14 protein-coding genes are annotated in these 17188 nt (G+C 71.8%); 4 read left to right on the forward strand and 10 right to left on the reverse strand.

Annotated elements, in window-relative coordinates; all coding sequences use genetic code 11:
* Positions 1-14: 14 nt before the first annotated feature.
* Together QFW81_RS17305 and QFW81_RS17310 are read right to left on the reverse strand one after the other, a co-directional pair.
* A complete protein-coding gene (locus QFW81_RS17305; RefSeq protein WP_280580459.1) occupies positions 15-1856 on the reverse strand; it encodes a monovalent cation:proton antiporter-2 (CPA2) family protein in 1842 nt (613 codons plus the stop codon).
* A gap of 2 nt (positions 1857-1858) precedes the next feature.
* Complete coding sequence (locus tag QFW81_RS17310; RefSeq protein ID WP_280580460.1) at positions 1859-2227, reverse strand: hypothetical protein; 369 nt, start codon at positions 2225-2227, stop codon at positions 1859-1861.
* A 428-nt stretch (positions 2228-2655) separates the two neighbouring features.
* Between QFW81_RS17310 and QFW81_RS17315 the strand changes: the two genes are divergently transcribed.
* Positions 2656-4011, forward strand: a complete 1356-nt coding sequence (locus tag QFW81_RS17315; protein WP_280580461.1) for a DEAD/DEAH box helicase — start codon at positions 2656-2658, stop codon at positions 4009-4011.
* Positions 4012-4134: 123 nt separating this feature from the next.
* On the opposite strand, the gene QFW81_RS17320 is transcribed toward QFW81_RS17315, so the two are convergent.
* Positions 4135-5070, reverse strand: coding sequence for a TolB-like translocation protein (locus QFW81_RS17320; RefSeq protein WP_280580462.1), 936 nt, complete (start codon positions 5068-5070; stop codon positions 4135-4137).
* A gap of 146 nt (positions 5071-5216) precedes the next feature.
* On the opposite strand from QFW81_RS17320, the gene QFW81_RS17325 reads away from it, so the two are divergent.
* Both QFW81_RS17325 and QFW81_RS17330 read left to right on the forward strand, forming a co-directional pair.
* Positions 5217-6290 carry a sensor histidine kinase gene (locus QFW81_RS17325; RefSeq protein WP_280580463.1) on the forward strand — a complete coding sequence of 358 codons (1074 nt, stop codon included), beginning with the start codon at positions 5217-5219 and terminating at the stop codon, positions 6288-6290.
* Positions 6287-7048 (forward strand): LytR/AlgR family response regulator transcription factor, encoded by a 762-nt coding sequence (locus QFW81_RS17330; protein ID WP_280580464.1) that lies wholly within the window; start codon positions 6287-6289, stop codon positions 7046-7048. The genes QFW81_RS17325 and QFW81_RS17330 overlap by 4 nt, the downstream gene beginning before the upstream one ends.
* A 34-nt stretch (positions 7049-7082) precedes the next feature.
* Here the strand turns inward: QFW81_RS17330 and QFW81_RS17335 are convergent, their stop codons facing one another.
* From QFW81_RS17335 to QFW81_RS17365, 7 genes are all read right to left on the reverse strand, one after another.
* Positions 7083-7856, reverse strand: coding sequence for a queuosine precursor transporter (locus QFW81_RS17335; RefSeq protein WP_280580465.1), 774 nt, complete (start codon positions 7854-7856; stop codon positions 7083-7085).
* Entirely contained in the window at positions 7853-8539 is a 687-nt protein-coding gene (locus tag QFW81_RS17340; protein WP_280580466.1) for a DUF502 domain-containing protein, read from the reverse strand. Before QFW81_RS17340 ends, QFW81_RS17335 begins: the two co-directional genes overlap by 4 nt.
* A gap of 39 nt (positions 8540-8578) precedes the next feature.
* Entirely contained in the window at positions 8579-10636 is a 2058-nt protein-coding gene (locus tag QFW81_RS17345) for a protein kinase domain-containing protein (RefSeq protein ID WP_280580467.1), read from the reverse strand.
* A gap of 79 nt (positions 10637-10715) precedes the next feature.
* On the reverse strand, positions 10716-11162 hold the full coding sequence (locus QFW81_RS17350; RefSeq protein WP_425604076.1) for a DUF4442 domain-containing protein: 447 nt from the start codon (positions 11160-11162) through the stop codon (positions 10716-10718).
* 123 nt (positions 11163-11285) lie between these two features.
* Complete coding sequence (trxA, locus tag QFW81_RS17355) at positions 11286-12161, reverse strand: thioredoxin (RefSeq protein ID WP_280580469.1); 876 nt, start codon at positions 12159-12161, stop codon at positions 11286-11288.
* Positions 12162-12729: 568 nt separating this feature from the next.
* Positions 12730-12981 carry a SemiSWEET transporter gene (locus QFW81_RS17360; RefSeq protein ID WP_280580470.1) on the reverse strand — a complete coding sequence of 84 codons (252 nt, stop codon included), beginning with the start codon at positions 12979-12981 and terminating at the stop codon, positions 12730-12732.
* Positions 12978-14279, reverse strand: a complete 1302-nt coding sequence (locus QFW81_RS17365; protein ID WP_280580471.1) for a metal-dependent hydrolase family protein — start codon at positions 14277-14279, stop codon at positions 12978-12980. The genes QFW81_RS17360 and QFW81_RS17365 overlap by 4 nt, the downstream gene beginning before the upstream one ends.
* Positions 14280-14408: 129 nt before the next feature.
* On the opposite strand from QFW81_RS17365, the gene leuS reads away from it, so the two are divergent.
* The gene (gene leuS / locus QFW81_RS17370) at positions 14409-17162 is read left to right on the forward strand and encodes a leucine--tRNA ligase (protein ID WP_280580472.1); all 2754 of its coding nucleotides are present in this window, start codon (positions 14409-14411) and stop codon (positions 17160-17162) included.
* Positions 17163-17188: the final 26 nt, after the last annotated feature.

A 17188-nucleotide genomic window follows, 5' to 3' on the forward strand; every position in this document is an offset into this window, starting at 1 on the left:
GTGGGGCCCGCAGGTCAGGCGGCGGACGACGGCTGGTCGGGCACGTCCGCTTCTCCGTCCAGCCGCTGCCCCTCCCGACGCGGCGGCGTGAACGGCGTCGGCTTCGGCACGTTGCCGGTGTTGTTGAGCAGCTTGGGAATGCCGGCGCGGACGTCGTTGCTGGCGGTTTCCAGCTCGAAGCGTTCCGCATCCAGGCGCCTGACCTGCTCGGCGATGCGCGCCGCTTCGTCGGCGTCGATGCCGACCGCGCGCAGCGCGGCCTCGCCGAAGGCCACCGCCGATTCGAAGGTTTCGCGGATCTGGAAATCGACCCCGGCATTGACCAGCTTCAGCGAGTGCTCGCGGTCGAACGAACGCACCAGCAGTTTCGCCTGCGGGAACTGGTGCTGCGCCAGTTCCACGATCAGGTCGGCCGCGGCGCGGTCGTCGATGCACACCGCGATCGCGCGCGCGCTGTCGCCGCCGGCGGCGTGCAGCACGTCCAGCCGGCGGCCGTCGCCGTAATAGACCTTGAAGCCGAACTCGGCCGCGCTGGTGATCATCTCGATGTCGGTGTCGATGATCGTCACGTCCACGTCGCGCGCCAGCAGCGACTGGCTCATCACCTGGCCGAAGCGGCCGAAGCCGATGATCAGCACGCTGCCGGTCTGGCCGTCGACCTGCTCCACGCCGTCCAGCGACGGCGCCTCGCTCCGGGGGCCCAGCCGCCGCATCGCCAGCACCACCAGTGGCGTGAGCACCATCGACAGCACCACGATCGCGGTCAGCGTGTCGTTGACCGGGGCGTCGATGAGCCGCGCGGCCTCGGCCGCGGCGTAGAGCACGAACGCGAACTCGCCGCCCTGGGCCATCAGCGTGGCGCGGTCGAGCGCGTCGCCGTGGCTGCTGCGCAGCAGGCGCGCCACCAGGTAGATGCACGCGCCCTTGGCCAGCATCATCGCCGGCACCGCGAGCGCGATCAGGTGCCAGTTCTCGCGCACCACCGCCAGGTCGAGCGACATGCCCACCGCGACGAAGAACAGGCCCAGCAGGATGCCGCGGAACGGTTCGATGTCCGCTTCGATCTGGTGGCGGAACGTGGATTCGGACAGCAGCACGCCGGCGAGGAACGCACCCATCGCCATCGACAGCCCGCCCATCTCCATCAGTACCGCCGCGCCGAGCACCACCAGCAGCGCGGCGGCGGTCATCACCTCGCGCGCCTTGGCCGCGGCCAGGATCCGGAACAGCGGGTTGAGCAGGTACAGGCCTGCGACGATCAGCGCCACCAGCGAGGCGACCGCGATCCCGACGCTGACCAGCCGCGAGGGCGCGTCCGGATCGACCGGCGCTGGCGACATGAACGCCACCAGCGCCAGCAGCGGCACGATCAGCAGGTCCTCGAACAGCAGGATCGAGACCATGCGCTGGCCGCGGGGCAGGGCGATGTCGCCGCGCTCGCCCAGCAGTTGCATCACGATCGCGGTCGAGGTCAGCACGAACCCCGCGGCGGCGATGAATGCCACCGTCGGCGCCAGCCCCAGCGCCAGGGCGACGCCGGTGAGCGCCAGCGTGCAGGCGGCCATCTGCAGCGCGCCGAGCCCGAAGATCTGGCGCCGCAGGCTCCACAGGTGGCTGGGTCGCATTTCCAGGCCGACCACGAACAGGAACATCACCACGCCCAGCTCGGCGAAATGCAGGATCGCCTGCGGGTGCGCGAACCAGCCCAGCCCGAACGGCCCGATCACCAGGCCGGCGGCGAGGTAGCCCAGCACCGAGCCGAGCCCGAGCCTGCGGAACAGCGGCACCGCCACGACCGCCGCGCCCAGCAGCGCGACGGCGCGGATCAGCTGGCTGGGGTCGGCTTCGGCGGCCATCGTCAGCGCCTGCGCGCCGGCGCGGTGAGCGCGAGCAGCAGGAAGCCGCCGACGATCGCCATGTTCTTCATGAAATGCAGCATCTGCGCGCTGCGCGCCGGCTCGCCCAGCGCCCAGAACGCGTGCGAGAGCACCGCGTCGGCCACCAGCAGCGCCGCCGAGGCCAGCGCCACCAGGCGCAGTTTCCAGCCGGCCGCCACCAGCAGCCCGAGCACCAGTTCGGCGGCGCTGAAACTGAGCGTCGCGCCGCTGAACGAGGCGCCTTCGTAGGCCTGCCACAGTCGCCAGGCCCCCATGACGATGAACACGCTCGCCAGCAGCAGGCGGGCGAGGGTGGTGCCAGGGCTCGAAGGCGACGGTCGGAAGGACATGCGGCGCTCGCTGGGGGGACCCGCGCAAGGGTGTCACAGCCGCCGGGCCGCTTTCCACCGTCCGGACACGCGCGATGGCGGGCAGGGGGCGCACGGCCACGCCCCGCGTCGGGGCGGTGAGGGCCATGCTGGCGCGAACGCGCGGCGGACGCTACACTGGCGGCGTTTGCAGCACGGCTGCCCGCCGCGACCCCTCGCGGCCACGATCCTGGCAGGCCGGCCACGGGCCCCCACCCGCGGCGTCCTCTCCCGCACGTCTTTCGTCGCGCAGACAACGGCCCGGACCCTCCGGACGCCGTCACACCTTTGCCCGCAACGCGGATCTGGATGGTTCCGGGCAAGACAGTCGAAGCGTTCGCACGCGCTCCGTGGCCACGTCAGTGGCCGCGCGCGCATGACCGCGGCGGCTGCCACGGAGCACTTTTCCGATGACGCTTGAAACCTCGCCCTTCGAAGGGCTGGGCCTGTCGCCCGCACTGCTGCGCGCGCTGTCCGATTCCAACTACACCACGCCCACGCCGATCCAGGCCCAGGCGATCCCGCCCGCCCTCGCCGGCAGGGACATCCTCGGCGCCGCGCAGACCGGCACCGGCAAGACCGCCGCGTTCGGCCTGCCGCTGCTGCAGAAGATGGCCGGCATGACGCCCGCCAAGGGCCCGCGCAAGCCGCGCGCCCTGGTGCTGGTCCCGACCCGCGAGCTGGCGGTGCAGGTCAGCGACAGCCTCAAGACCTACGGCCGCCACCTGCGGCTCAACGTCACCATGATCTTCGGCGGCGTCGGCATGCAGCCGCAGATCGACAACCTGCGCCGCGGGGTCGACATCCTGGTCGCCTGCCCGGGGCGCCTCATCGACCACCTCGATTCGGGCCACGCCAAGCTCGACGCGGTCGAGCTGCTGGTGCTCGACGAAGCCGACCGCATGCTCGACATGGGCTTCCTGCCCTCGATCAAGCGGGTGCTGTCGCGGGTGCCGCAGCAGCGCCAGACCATGCTGTTCTCGGCCACGTTCGAGCCGCGCATCCGCGGCCTGGCGATGGAACTGCTGAAGAACCCGGTGGAAGTGCAGGTCGCGGCGCAGAACACCATCGCCGAGACCATCGTGCACCGCGTGCATCCGGTCGACGCCTCGCGCAAGCGCGACCTGCTGGTCGAGATCCTCTCCACCCGCCACACCGACCAGGTGCTGGTGTTCGGCAAGACCAAGCACGGCTGCAACCGGCTCGCCGAGCAGCTCGAGAAGGCCGGCCTGCCGGCGCTCGCGATCCACGGCAACAAGAGCCAGGCCCAGCGGCAGAAGGCGCTGGACCAGTTCAAGTCGGGCAAGGCGCGGATCCTGGTCGCCACCGATGTGGCCGCGCGCGGGCTCGACATCCCGAACCTGCCGCTGGTGATCAACCACGACCTGCCGATGGTCGCCGAGGACTACGTGCACCGCATCGGCCGTACCGGCCGCAACGGCGCGCAGGGCGAGGCGCTGTCGCTGGTGTCGCCGGACGAGGCGGGACTGCTGCGGCAGATCCAGCGCCTGCTCAAGGCCGACATCGCGATGGAACCGGTGCGCGGCTTCGAGCCTTCGCAGCCGCTGCGCCTGGACGGCAACCAGCCCGGCCGCCGCGCGAGCGGACCGAAGCCGGCGGGCGGCCAGCGTCCGCCGCGCAAGCCGGCGCACCGCGCGCACGGCAAGCCGGCCGACCGCGGCGCGCACGCGCACGCCGGTCCGCGCCAGCGCACCGGCCCGGGGCAGGGCCGTCCGCAGCGCGACGGGCGCGACGCCCGCGCCTGATCGGCCGGCGGTCCTGACCACGGCGCGCGTTTTCCACGCGCGCGCCGTCGTTATCGATGCCGACGCTGCCCGCAACGGGACGGCCGACACCCGTCCCGCACGGCGGCGTTCCCGCCTGCCGGCTCAGCGCGGCAGGCGGATGCGGGTGCGGTGGAAATCGCTGGGCGCGCCGGGATCGCGCGCGAAGAACAGTTCGTTGCGCTCCCACAGCATGGTCGGATGGAATTCGTCCGCGGCCGTGTTCACGCAGGGGCCCAGGTTCACCCCCGGCCCGAAGCCACCGCGATGGTGGCGACTGACGTACAGATCGCCCCAGCCATGGCCCTGGTCGTCGAGGCCGTCGTCGGGCCGGTCGAGGCGCACGAACAGCAGGGTGCGGCCGTCGGGCGAGATCTCCGGATTGAATTCCCAGCGCTGCGGCGTGTTGACGCCGGGCCCGAGCCGCTCGGGCGCGCCATAACTGCCGTCGCGCCTGCGCGCGCTGCGCCAGATGTCGACGTCCTCGGTGGGGATGGGCGCCTTGACCCGCGCGAAGTACAGGTTGCCCAGCAGGTCGACGCTCGGATACAGCTCGTCGTATCCGTCGGCATTGACCTCGCGGCCGAGGTGTTCCGGCGCGCTCCAGCCATGCCGGGTGCGGCGCACGATCCACAGGTCCATGTCGCCGCGTTCGACGCCGTCGACCGGACGCATCGACGAGAACAGCAGCGTCGTCCCCAGCGGAGAGACGAACGGGTCCATGTCCGCGTGCTGGCCCGAGAACGGCACCACCTCGGGCGTCGACCAGCGCCCGCCGGGCAGGCGGTGCGAGGTACGGATGGTCGCGCGCTCGCGCGTGCCGGGCCACCAGCCCTCGCTGTGCGACCAGTACGCCTGCCGGCGCGTCGGCGTGAAGCTCAGTCGCCATTGCCAGCTGCCCTCCAGCGAGATCACGCCGGGTGCGAACACCTCTACCGGCGCGCAGCCGTGACTGCGGGCGGGAGGACGGTCGCCCGCCCGGGCGCACGCGGACAGCGCGATCGCCAGCGCGCCGGCGAACAGGATCGGTGCATGTGTCATGGGGCGGCTCCTCGGGCTCGGGGGCTTCGAGTGGGCGCCCCGCGCGTCGCACGCGCAAACCCGTCGGGACGAACCGTCCGGATCGCGTGACGAACGTGCCGCCGGCGGTTGCGGGCGTTCGCATGGCGGCCCACGATGTCCGGCATATGCGCGAACGGCCCTGGTCCACGCTGCTCATCGTGTCCGCCTGGTGGACGCTGTACGGCGTGGCATCGACCAGCCAGTGGCTGAGCATGGAAGGCGCGGACGGCGCGGTGATGCCGCTGCGCGAGGCGGCGATGCTGGGATTCGCATCGGCCTGGCTGTGGATTCCGCTGACGATGTTGCTGCTGTGGTGCGTCGGGCGTTTCCCGATCGAACGCGGGCGCGCGCTCGTGTCGCTTGTGGCCACGGGTACGGTGGTGCTGTTGCTGGTCGTCCTGCGCGCCCTCGCGGTGATCGCGCTCAATCCCTGGATCGGCTGGTACCGGTCGCCACCGCCGCTGGCGGATGTGCTGCTCACCAGCCTGGCCAACAACCTGCTCCTGCTGTGGCTGATGGTGGGCGCCGCGCATGCGCTGCTGTATGCGGCGCGGTCGCGCCAGCGCGAACGGCAGACGGAACAGCTGCAGGCCGCGCTGGTGGATGCGCGCCTGCAGGCGCTCACCTCGCAGCTCAACCCGCATTTCATGTTCAACGCGCTCAACTCGATCGCCGAGATGGTGCACCAGGATGCGGACGCCGCCGACCGCATGCTGGTCTCGCTCGGGACGCTGCTGCGCAGCAGCCTGGAACACCAGTCCGCGCGCACCGTGCCGCTGCGCGACGAGCTGTCGCTGCTGCGCGACTATCTCGGGATCGAGCAGGTGCGCCTGGGCGAGCGGCTGCAGCTGGACTGGTCGGTCGCGCCGGGTCTCGACGACTGGCCGGTCCCGCCGCTGGCGCTGCAGCCGCTGGCCGAGAACGCGATCGTGCATGCGGTGTCGCTGCGCACGACGCCTGGATGCCTCCGGATACGCGTATCCACGGACGGCGGCATGCTGCTGGTCGAGATCGCGGACGACGGCGGGCATCGCGCGTCCACCGTCCATCATGGACACGGACTGGCGACCCTGCGCGCACGGCTCGCCCATCTCCACGGCGACGGTGCGTGGCTCAGTCATGACCGCAATGCAGATGGCGGCACGACCGCGCGGCTGCGACTGCCGCAAGCGCGCGCGGTCGCGGGAGCGGACCCGTGAGCGAGCCGGTACCGCTGCGGGTGGCGATCGTGGACGACGAGCCGCTGGCGCGGCAACGCCTGGCGCGGCTGCTGGGCGGGATCGCGGGCGTGCGGATCGCCGGCAGCTACGGCGACGGACCCGCGGCGCTGGACGGGCTGGGCCAGTCGCCGGTGGATGCGATCTTCCTCGACATCCGCATGCCTGGACTCGACGGCTTCCAGCTGCTCGAACGCCTGCCGCCGCCGCGCCGGCCCATGGTGGTGTTCGTCAGCGCCTTCGGCGAACGCGCGCTGGACGCGTTCGACGTCGAGGCGGTCGACTACCTGGTCAAGCCGCTGGACGGCGCGCGCGTGCGCGACGCGGTGGCACGGCTGCGGGCGAGGCTCGGCGGCCGCGCCGAGGCCACGGCGCAACCGGGCGTGCCGGAGGACGCGACCCGCCACGCCACCCGGCTGGCGGTGCCCGACGGCGCGCGCCTGCGCATGGTGGAGGTCGCCGACATCACGATGCTGGTGGCGCAGGGCAACTACGTCGAGCTGGTAATCGCCGGCCGCAGCCTGCTGCTGCGCGAGACGCTCACCTCGCTGGTAGCGCGGCTGGATCCGGCGCGATTCGTGCGCGTCCACCGCTCGCGCGCGGTGCGCGTGGACCTGGTCGACCAGGTGGAGCCATGCGGGGCCGGCCAGTACTGGCTACGGCTGAAGGATGGCAGCTCGCTGACATCGGGACGCCGCTATCGCGACGCGCTGCGCAGCGCGCTTGGCCTGCGCGCATGAGCCGGACGGGCCGGGGAGCGACCGTGGCCGTGTTTCAGCCCTGGGCCGCCGCCGCGCGTAACCCGCGCGCGCGCTCCACGCCCAGGTAGCCGGCGATCGCGCGCCGCATCACGTACAGCAGCGGGATAAGCGCCACCGCCGCGGCCATCTTCCAGGCGTAGTTGACGCTGCTCACGGCCAGGAACAGCGAGGTCGGCCATTGCTGCGGCCCGAGCACGAACGCGATCCAGATCACCACGAAGCTGTCGACCAGCTGCGAGACCGCCGTGGACCCCGTGGCGCGCAGCCACACCATCCGCTCGCCGGTCGCGCGGCGGATGCGGTGGAACACCTGCACGTCGATCAGCTGCCCGACCAGGAACGCGACCACCGAGCCGGCGATCGTCCACATGCCCTGGCCGAACACGGCCGCGAACGCGGCCTGGTAATCGGGCACGCCCTGGTCCTGCGCCGCCGTCACCCACCAGCCGGCCGGCGCCAGCGCGATCGCCACGAAGGCGAACACGAAGCCGTACACGATCAGCGCCACCGCGATCCACGAGATCAGCCGCACGCCGCGCCGGCCGAAATATTCGTTGACCACGTCGGTGAACACGAACACGACCGGCCACAGCAGGGTGCCGGCGGTGAAACTGAGCGAGCCGGACTGGCCGAACAGGGCCCATTCGCGCGGCGCGATCCCGAGCGTGTCCTCGAGCGCGAAGATCTTGACCCCGATGAACTCGGCCAGCACGGCGTTGACGCAGAAGAACGCGGCCAGCGCGATGAACAGGCGCGTGGCGCGGTCGTCGAGCGGGTGCACGCTCATCCCGGCGCGGCACCCGGCGCGCGGCGCGGAGGCTCGAACGGGATCGTCTCCGGTGCCACTGCACCGCCGCTGATGATGAAGCTCATCGCCTGGTCCACCGTCCAGTCGGTCGGCGTGAGCTTCTCCACCGGCACGATCTCCAGGTACCCGGAAGTCGGGTTGGGCGTGGTCGGCACGTACACCGCGGCCAGCTCGCGCCCGGTGCCCTGTTCGCGGATCACCCGGGTGACGAAACCGACCGATTTCATCTGGTCGTGCGGGAAGTCGATCAGCACCACGCGCTGGGTGCCGTCGGGCTTGGTCTGGAGGATGTCGAGCAGCTTGCGCGAGCTGGAATAGATCACGTTCGCCAGCGGAATCCGCTGCACGAGGGCCTCCACCCATCCCAGCAGGCGCTGCCCGACGACGCGTCGCGCCAGCCAGCCGACCACGAGGATCAGCAGCAGCGTCGCCACCATCGCGATGGTGGCCTGCACCGAGTCGGCGTTGATCCATCCCAGCGTGCTCGGGAACCAGGCCGCGATCTGGTGCGACAGCGGTCCCACCCAGTGCCGGCTCATGTCCGACAGCAGCACGAACACGAACTTGACCACCACCCAGGTCAGCCAGATCGGCAGCAGGGTCAGCAGGCCGGTGAGGAACAGCCGCTGCAGGCGCTGCGGCAGGGTCGGGGTGGGGGACATGCGGCGATCTTACCGGCGCGGCGCGACGGCCGCGATGCGTCAGAGCTCGCGCACCAGGCGGAAGCCGACGTCGTCGTAGCCGCGGTCCGCGTCGAGCGTGCGCGAGGCCTCGCCGCTGCGGAAGCTGGCGCCCGCGGCCCGACGCTTCGCACAGTCGGCTGCGCAGTCGGCGCGCCATTCGGAAAGTGCCCGGCCGCCCGTGGCGGGAAGGCCCGCGGCCTCGGCGGCGGTCGGCAGGCGGTAGCGGTGACCGTCGCGGCGTCCGAACCATTGCGCGTAGGCCTCGACGTCCGCCACCGACACGCACACCACGGGATCGCCGTCGCCCTGGTCGAAGCCGGGTCGGGTCCAGTCGCGCGGCGACACCATCCGCAGCAGCGAGGCGCGCTCGCGGCACAGCGACGGTTCGCGGCCGGTGGTCTCGGCGAAACGCGCGTACTCGCTGCGCGTCACCGGACGCAGGTAGGCGGCGAGCGGACGCGCGGTGCCCTCCAGCACCTTCATGCCGTCGAGGTTGCCGGGATCGCGTCCCTGCAGGTCGGGAAGGCGCTCGGCGCGGGCGCGCAACTGGCGCACCGTGGCGTCGGGCAGCCCGGCGGCTCCCGCCGCATCGGCCATGCGCAGCGCCGCGGCCCGGTCGACGCGCGTCAGCGCCGCTTCGGCGCGGGATTCGATCGCCTCGCCCACGCGGGTGCGCCAGCTGGCGCGGGCCGCGTCGGGGACCACGCCGGTGGCCTGGACCCGCGCCGCCGTGCGCAGCAGCAGGTCGAGGTCCGACGCGCGGTCGCGCGCGATCGCGCGCACGGTGGCGTCGCGCAGCGCATCGGACACGCGCGTGGCGGTGCCGGCCAGCTGCGGATGGGTGGGGTCCGCGCGGGCGGCTTCAAGCAGGGTCTCGCCGGCATTGTCGCCGGCCGGCGCCGCGAGCCTGCCGGCCTCGACCTGCGCGCGCGCCTGTTCGAGCAGCCGGTCCGCGGTGGACAACGGCGCGGCGGCGAGCATGTCGCCGGGGGCGTCCCCGGGCGTGTGGGTGCCGGCGGGCGCGCCCGCAGACGCGTCGGATTCCGATCCATCGGCTGCGGAGGCCGGCCCCGCGGTGCGTCCAGCGGCTGCCGGGCCTGCTTCGGACGGCGAGCGGCCATGCATGCCCAGGCCGATCGCGGCGGCCAGCACCAGGGCCACCGCCACCCAGGCCGGCCTGGTCACGCGCCGCAGGCGTGCGCGCATGCGCGCCAGCAGTTCGCGCGGATCGGGTCCGCGGCTGCGCTGGTGGACGGGCACGCGATCGAGCGCCTCGAGCATCTGCGCCGCATCGGCAAAACGCTTGCGCGGCGACTTCGCCATCGCCCGGTCGAAGAACTTCTGCCAGTGGCGCAGCGCCGGCGGCAGCTTCGGGATCGGATTCTGCGCGTGCTGGATGGCCATCGACAGTGCGTCGTCGGCCTTGTACGGCAGCTCGCCGGTGAGCATCTCCCACGCCAGCACGCCGACGCTGTAGAGGTCGGCGCGGTGGTCGACCTGCTGGCCGCGCGCCTGTTCGGGCGCCATGTAGGCGGTGCTGCCGACGGCGAGCCCGGTCATCGTCACCCGCGTGCCATGGCCGCGGCGCAGGGCGATGCCGAAGTCCGCCAGCAGGGGCCGGTCGGCTTCGTCGAACAACACGTTCTCGGCCTTGACGTCGCGATGGATCACCCCGCGGGCGTGGGCGAAGGCGAGCGCGGACAGCAGTGCGCGCAGGATCTCGCGTACGCGCTGCGGGTCGGCGGTCAGGTCGCGCTGGCCGACGTGGCCGCGCGCCAGGTGCGGCATCGCGTACCAGGGCAGGCCGTCGTCGGTGCGCCCGACCTCGTGGATGCCGACGATGTGCGGATGCTCCAGGCGCGCGATGGTGCGGGCCTCGTTCTCGAACCGCCGGCGGCTGACTTCGTCGGCCAGCGCCTCGGGTCGCATCACCTTGATCGCGACCTCGCGCCCCAGCGAAAGCTGGGTGCCGAGGTAGACCGTGGACATGCCGCCTTCGCCGATCACGCGCGCGACGCGATAGCCCGGGACCCCGGGCAGCGGTCGTTGCGCATCCTGTGTCGGCCAGCCGTTCATCGTGCCCCCTGTACGACCGCCGAGGATACACACGCCTCCGACGCCGACGGGTGAACCCCGCGCGCGTCCGCCGGCAGGCTCAGCGACGCTTGCGGCGCACGTACAGCTGCTTGCGCACCCGCGCCACCACCTCGCCGCCGGCGTCGACCACATCGGTCTCGAACCAGTGCAGGTAGCGCTCGCCGCCGGCGGTCGCTGCACGCATCGTGTCCAGGACCTCCGCGTCCAGCCGGAATTCCGCCGCGACAGTCCCGCGACCCGGCTTCACGAAGTCGATCCCGCCGGCCCGGTCCCACACGATGTATTCGCGCCCCAGCGACTGCAGCGTCATCAGCATCCAGAACGGGTCGGTCATCGCGAACAGGCTGCCACCGAAATGGGTGCCGACGTAGTTGCGGTTCCACGGGCGCATGCGCAGCTCGACCCGCGCACTGCGCCAGTCATCGGCCAGCTGGGTGACGCGGATCCCCGCCGCGGCGAACGGCGGCCACAGGTTGAGGATCCAGCGCAGGTGGGCGGGGCGCAGCTTCGAGCGCATGGCGGAGGCGGGCGTGGAGGCGCCGCGAGCCTACCATGCGCACGCGTATGGGCGCAGTTGGCGGCGGGCGGCGGTCCGCTCCCGCCGTCGAGCAGTGTCCCGCCGGGCGGCTCAGACCAGCAGCAACGAGGCCATCTGCCGGCGGTAGCGACCGACCAGCTCGGCGTCGTCGACCACGCGGAACGCGTCGATCAGGGCCTTGCGGGGCAGGCCGTCCTGGAAGTCGCGGTCGGCGCGCAGCATCGCCAGGAACTGTTCGAACGCGGCCTCGTTGCGACCGGCCACCAGGTACTGGGCGCCGAGCAGGTGGCGCGCGCGCAGGTCGGACGGATCGGCGGCGACCGCGGCTTCCAGCGCCTGCACCGGCGGCGCACCCTCGAGCAGCGCCGAGAAGCCCAGGCGCGCGCGGGCCTTCACCGCGCGGTCGTCGGTGGCGAGGTTGGCGGGGAGGGCGTCGAGCAGGGTCTCGGCCTCGGCCGCGGCGCCGGTCTGGAGCAGGGCGAGGGCCAGGTCGAGCCGGAGTTCGGCGCGGTCCGGCTCGGTTTCGATCGCCTGGCGCAGGCGCGGCACCTCGGCGTGCGGATCCGGCGGCGGAGGAGGCGCGGCGTCTGCCTGCTCATCGCTGGCCGGCGCCGGTTCGATGCCGTGGTGCTTCAGGAACTCGCGCACCTGGCCCTCGGGCAGGGCGCCCTGGAAGCCGTCCACCAGTTGCCCGTCCTTGACCAGGAACACGGTCGGGATGGAGCGGATCTGGAACGCGCCGGCGATCTGCGGCTCCTTCTCGGTATCGACCTTGGCCAGCAGGAACGCGCCGTGGTAGTCGGCCGCCAGCTTCTCCAGGACCGGGCCCAGGGTCTTGCAGGGCCCGCACCACTCGGCCCAGAAGTCGACCAGCACCGGAGTCTCGAGCGACTTCTGCAGGACGTCGGCCTCGAATCCGGCGGTGGTGGCATCGAAGACGTGCGGCGTGGCGGCGGCGGTGGACATGCGCGGTTCCAGTGCGGGGAGTGGGAAGGATGGCGGCGGCGGCCATGGATTCCAAGCGGACCTGCCGGATTGGGTCCCGTCGGCGGCCGCAGTAAGCTGGTCGCGACACCCGGTCGATGGAGGCGGACAGCTTGGAATCCGGCATCGCGCATGCGCGCGGCGGGCGCCGTCGTCCCCCGCTGCGACGCGCATTCCATCCCGGTCTCCGGGACCGGACAGATCCGGGGGCGAAGCCCGGGCGCGTGCCGCTGAGGCGGGTGGCACGCCCTGCGCGCACCTGCGCCGTCGAGATGGAGGTCGCGGTGCAATGGGCGACCCCGTGAGCCTGCCCGATCGCTGGCTGGCGCCGATTGCGGCATCGATCGCGGCAGGTGCCTTCGTGGCGCTGTCCGCGGCGCTGCCGGGGTATTCGCATCTGGTGCATCCGGTCGCCCTGCCGGGCGCCACCGGGCTGCCGCGGGCGCCGCGGAGCTGCGCCCGTGCGCCTGCACGGTTCCGGGCCTGCAGTGCGGGCGACAGGGTTGATCGCGCTCGTGGCCCGAGGCGTCGCCGGCCAGCACGCCCGGTGTCAGCCGTGGCGCAGCTTCAGCCCCAGGATCACCGCCGCCAGCACGAACGTCAGCGCATTGGCGAGGATCATGGGCCACGAGCCGAGCACGATCCCGTAGCCGAACCAGCACGCGACGCCGGCGATGAACACCACGTACATCCCCAGCGAGATCCCGCGCGTGTCGCGGCTGCGGATGGTCTTGGCCGCCTGCGGCACGAATGCGAACGTGGTCAGGGTGGCGGCGAGATAGCCGAGCCATTCCAGGTTCATTGCGCCGCCGGCATGCGGTGCACGACCCCGTCCTTCATCACGAAGTCGACGTTCATCACCGCGGCGATGTCGGCGACCGGGTCGCCCGGCAGGGCGATGATGTCCGCGCGCTTGCCGGCCTCGATCACGCCCTGGTCGTCGACGCCGAGCACCTCGGCGGCGTGCACCGTTGCCGACTGCAGCGCGTACGCGGGCGGGATGCCGGCCTCGACCATGTAGATGAACTCGCGCGCGTTGTCGCCGTGCGGGCCCACGCCCTGGTCGGTGCCGAAGGCGATCTTCACTCCGCCCCGGTACGCGCGTGCGGCGGTGTCCTGGATCTGGGCGCCGATGCGCGCGGCCTTGGGCCGCACGATCTCGGGGAAATAGCCGTCGATCTTCGCCTTGTCGGCGACGAAGCGGCCGGCGTAGATCGTGGGCACGTACCAGGTGCCGCGCGTCTTCATCAGCCGCATCACCTCCTCGCTCATGTGGGTGCCGTGTTCGATGCTGGTCACGCCGGCCTCGACCGCGCGCTTCATGCCTTCCTCGCCGTGCGCGTGCGCCGCGACCCGATAGCCGTAGTCGCGCGCGGTGTCGACGACCGCGCGGATCTCGTCGACGGTGAACTGCGGGGCGTCGCCGGACTTCGCGTAGCTCAGCACACCGCCGGTCGCGGTGATCTTGATTACGTCGCTGCCGTCCTTGTAGCGCTGGCGCACCGCCTGGCGCGCATCGTCGATCGAATTGATCACGCCCTCGGTCGGGCCGGGCGGGCCGATCAGGTGCGAGAGCATCGAGTTGTGGCCGTTGCTCGGGTCGGCGTGGCCGCCGGTGGTGGCGATCGACTTGCCGGCGGCGAAGATGCGCGGGCCCTCGACCAGCCCCTGGTTGATCGCATCGCGCAAGTGCGGGGCGATCTCGCCGCCGAGGTCGCGCACGCTGGTGAAGCCGGCCTGCAGCGTCTTGCCGGCGTAGCCGACCGAGCGGTAGGCGAAGTCCACCGGATCCAGGCGGAAGCCTTCCGAATAGCTCTGCGGGCTCGACTGCCCGCCCAGATGCACGTGCAGGTCGGTCCATCCCGGCAGGCAGGTGCGTCCGGCGAGCATGATCGAACGCGTACCGTCGGGCAGCTTGGCCCGGCCCGGCAGCAGCGAGCGCACGCGGCCGTCCTCGACCACGATCGTGTGTTCGCCGAGCATCCGGCCCGCGCGCGCGTCGAACAGGCGCTCGCAGTGCAGGGCGACGGGCTCGGCGGCCAGCGCGGGTGCACCGCAGGCGGCGAGGACGAGGAGCAGCAGGCGGCGGGGCGATGGCATCGGCGGGTTCCAGGCGAGGTGCGGGGGATTGAACCACACCGCGCGACGCGGCCCGCGCGCGCCGTGAGCGCATGACGGAACCTGCCGGCTGCGGTAGGCTTCCCGGTCCACTTTCCTCCTGCAGAAGCCGTGTCCGCCGAGCCCGCCGCCACCGAGACCGCCGCCTACCAGCCCGCCCCCGTGGAGGCCGCCGCGCGCCGGTTCTGGGAGGACACGCGCGCGTTCGAGGTGACCGAGCAGCCGGGCAGGCCGAAGTTCTTCTGCCTGTCGATGCTGCCGTATCCGTCCGGCGCGCTGCACATGGGCCACGTGCGCAACTACACCATCGGCGACGTGATCAGCCGCTACCAGCGCATGACCGGCAGGAACGTGCTGCAGCCGATGGGCTGGGACGCCTTCGGCCTGCCGGCCGAGAACGCCGCGATCAGGAACGCCACCGCGCCGGCGAAGTGGACCTGGGCCAACATCGACCACATGCGCGCGCAGCTCAAGGCGCTGGGCTACGCGATCGACTGGTCGCGTGAGTTCGCCACCTGCTCGCCGGACTACTACGTCCACGAGCAGCGCATGTTCGTGCGGCTGATGAACAAGGGCCTGGCCTATCGCCGCAATTCGGTGGTGAACTGGGATCCGGTCGACCAGACCGTGCTGGCCAACGAGCAGGTGATCGACGGCCGCGGCTGGCGCTCGGGCGCGGTGGTCGAGAAGCGCGAGATCCCGCAGTGGTTCCTCAAGATCACCGACTACGCGCAGGAACTGCTGGACGGCCTGGACACGCTCGACGGCTGGCCCGAGTCGGTCAAGACCATGCAGCGCAACTGGATCGGCCGCAGCGAAGGCCTGGAATTCGCGTTCCGGGTCGACGGCGAGGACGAACCGCTGCGCGTGTACACCACGCGCCCGGATACGCTGATGGGCGTGACCTTCATCTCGATCGCCGGCGAGCATCCGCTGGCGCTCAAGGCCGCGCAGTCGAATCCGGAGCTGGCGGCGTTCCTGGCCGAACTGCGCCGGGGCGGGGTGTCGGAAGCCGAGCTGGAGGCGCAGGACAAGCGCGGCATGGCCACCGGCCAGTGGGCGATCCATCCGCTCACCGGCGAGGACGTGCCGATCTACGTCGCCAATTTCGTGCTGATGGGCTACGGCACCGGCGCGGTGATGGCGGTGCCCGCGCACGACCAGCGCGACTGGGAATTCGCCAAGGCCTACGGCCTGCCGGTGCGTCCGGTGATCGTGCCGCCGGAGGTCCGGGACGCGCTGGCCGAAGTGATCGGCGATGTGGCGCACGATGCCGATCCGTTCCAGGCCGCGCTGTCCGGCGGCAGTGTCGATGCCTACGACACCGCCGCGGCGGTGAACGTGGTGCGCGAGTACCTGGAAGGCATCGAACAGCGCGGCGCGCATACCGAGCGCGGCGTGCTGATCAACTCCGGCGAATACAACGGCCTGGAGTACGCCGCGGCGTTCGAAGCGCTGGTCCGCCGTTTCGAGGCCGAGGGCACCGGCCGGCGCAGGGTCAACTTCCGCCTGCGCGACTGGGGGGTGAGCCGCCAGCGCTACTGGGGCTGCCCGATCCCGGTGATCTATTGCGACGCCTGCGGCGCGGTGCCGGTGCCGGAGGACCAGCTGCCGGTGCTGTTGCCGGAGGACGTGGCCGATGCCTTCGCCAACCCGGGCGTGGTGCACTCGCCGATCAAGTCCGATCCCGAGTGGCGCCGGACCACGTGCCCGACCTGCGGCAAGCCGGCCGAACGCGAGACCGACACCTTCGACACCTTCATGGAGTCGAGCTGGTACTACGCGCGCTACACCTCGCCGGGCGCGGCCGACATGGTCGACGATCGCGCGAAGTACTGGGCGCCGGTGGACCAGTACATCGGCGGCATCGAACACGCGATCCTGCACCTGCTGTATTTCCGCTTCTACCACAAGCTGCTGCGCGACCAGGGGCTGGTGGACGGCGACGAGCCGGCCACGCGCCTGCTCACGCAGGGCATGGTGATCGCCGACACCTACTACCGCGACCACGTCGACGGCTCCAAGGAATGGTTCAACCCGGCCGACGTCGAGGTCGAGCGCGACGAGAAGGGACGCATCACCGGCGCCACGCTCCGGGCCGACGGCCACCCGGTGCTGATCGGCGGCGTGGAAAAGATGTCCAAGTCGAAGAACAACGGCGTCGACCCGCAGGCGATGATCGACCGCTACGGCGCGGATACCGTGCGCCTGTTCTCCATGTTCGCCTCGCCCCCGGACCAGTCGCTGGAGTGGAACGAGGCCGGCGTGGAAGGCATGTCGCGGTTCCTGCGGCGGCTGTGGACCCAGGTCCAGCGGCACGCGTCGGGCGGCCCGGCCGTCGCGTTCGGCGCCGCCGCGGCCACCCCGGAACAGAAGGCACTGCGCCGCCAGCTTCACGAGACGATCCAGAAGGTCGGCGACGACTACGGCCGGCGCCATGCGTTCAACACCGCGATCGCGGCGGTGATGGAACTGCTCAACGCGGTGGCGAAGTTCGACGATGCCTCCGCCAACGGCCGCGCCCTGCGCCAGGACTGCCTGGAGACGATGGTGCTGCTGCTCAACCCGATCACCCCGCACGCCAGCCACGCCATGTGGCAGGCGCTCGGCCATGCGGAGACCCTGCTCGAGGACCTGCCGTTCCCGCAGGCCGACCCGGCCGCCCTGGTGCGCGACGCCGTGACCCTGGCGGTGCAGGTCAACGGCAAGCTGCGCGGCACCATCGAGGTGGCCGTGGACGCGCCGCGCGAGGCGATCGAGGCGACCGCGCTCGCGCAACCCGACGTGCAGGCCTTCCTGTCCGGGCTGACGGTGCGCAAGGTGATCGTGGTGCCGGGCCGGATCGTCAATGTCGTCGCCGGCTGAACGTGCCGGCCCGGAGCGCTTGCCGG

The sequence above is a fragment of the Luteimonas kalidii genome, assembly GCF_029887935.1.
GTDB classification, from domain to species: Bacteria; Pseudomonadota; Gammaproteobacteria; order Xanthomonadales; family Xanthomonadaceae; genus Luteimonas; species Luteimonas kalidii.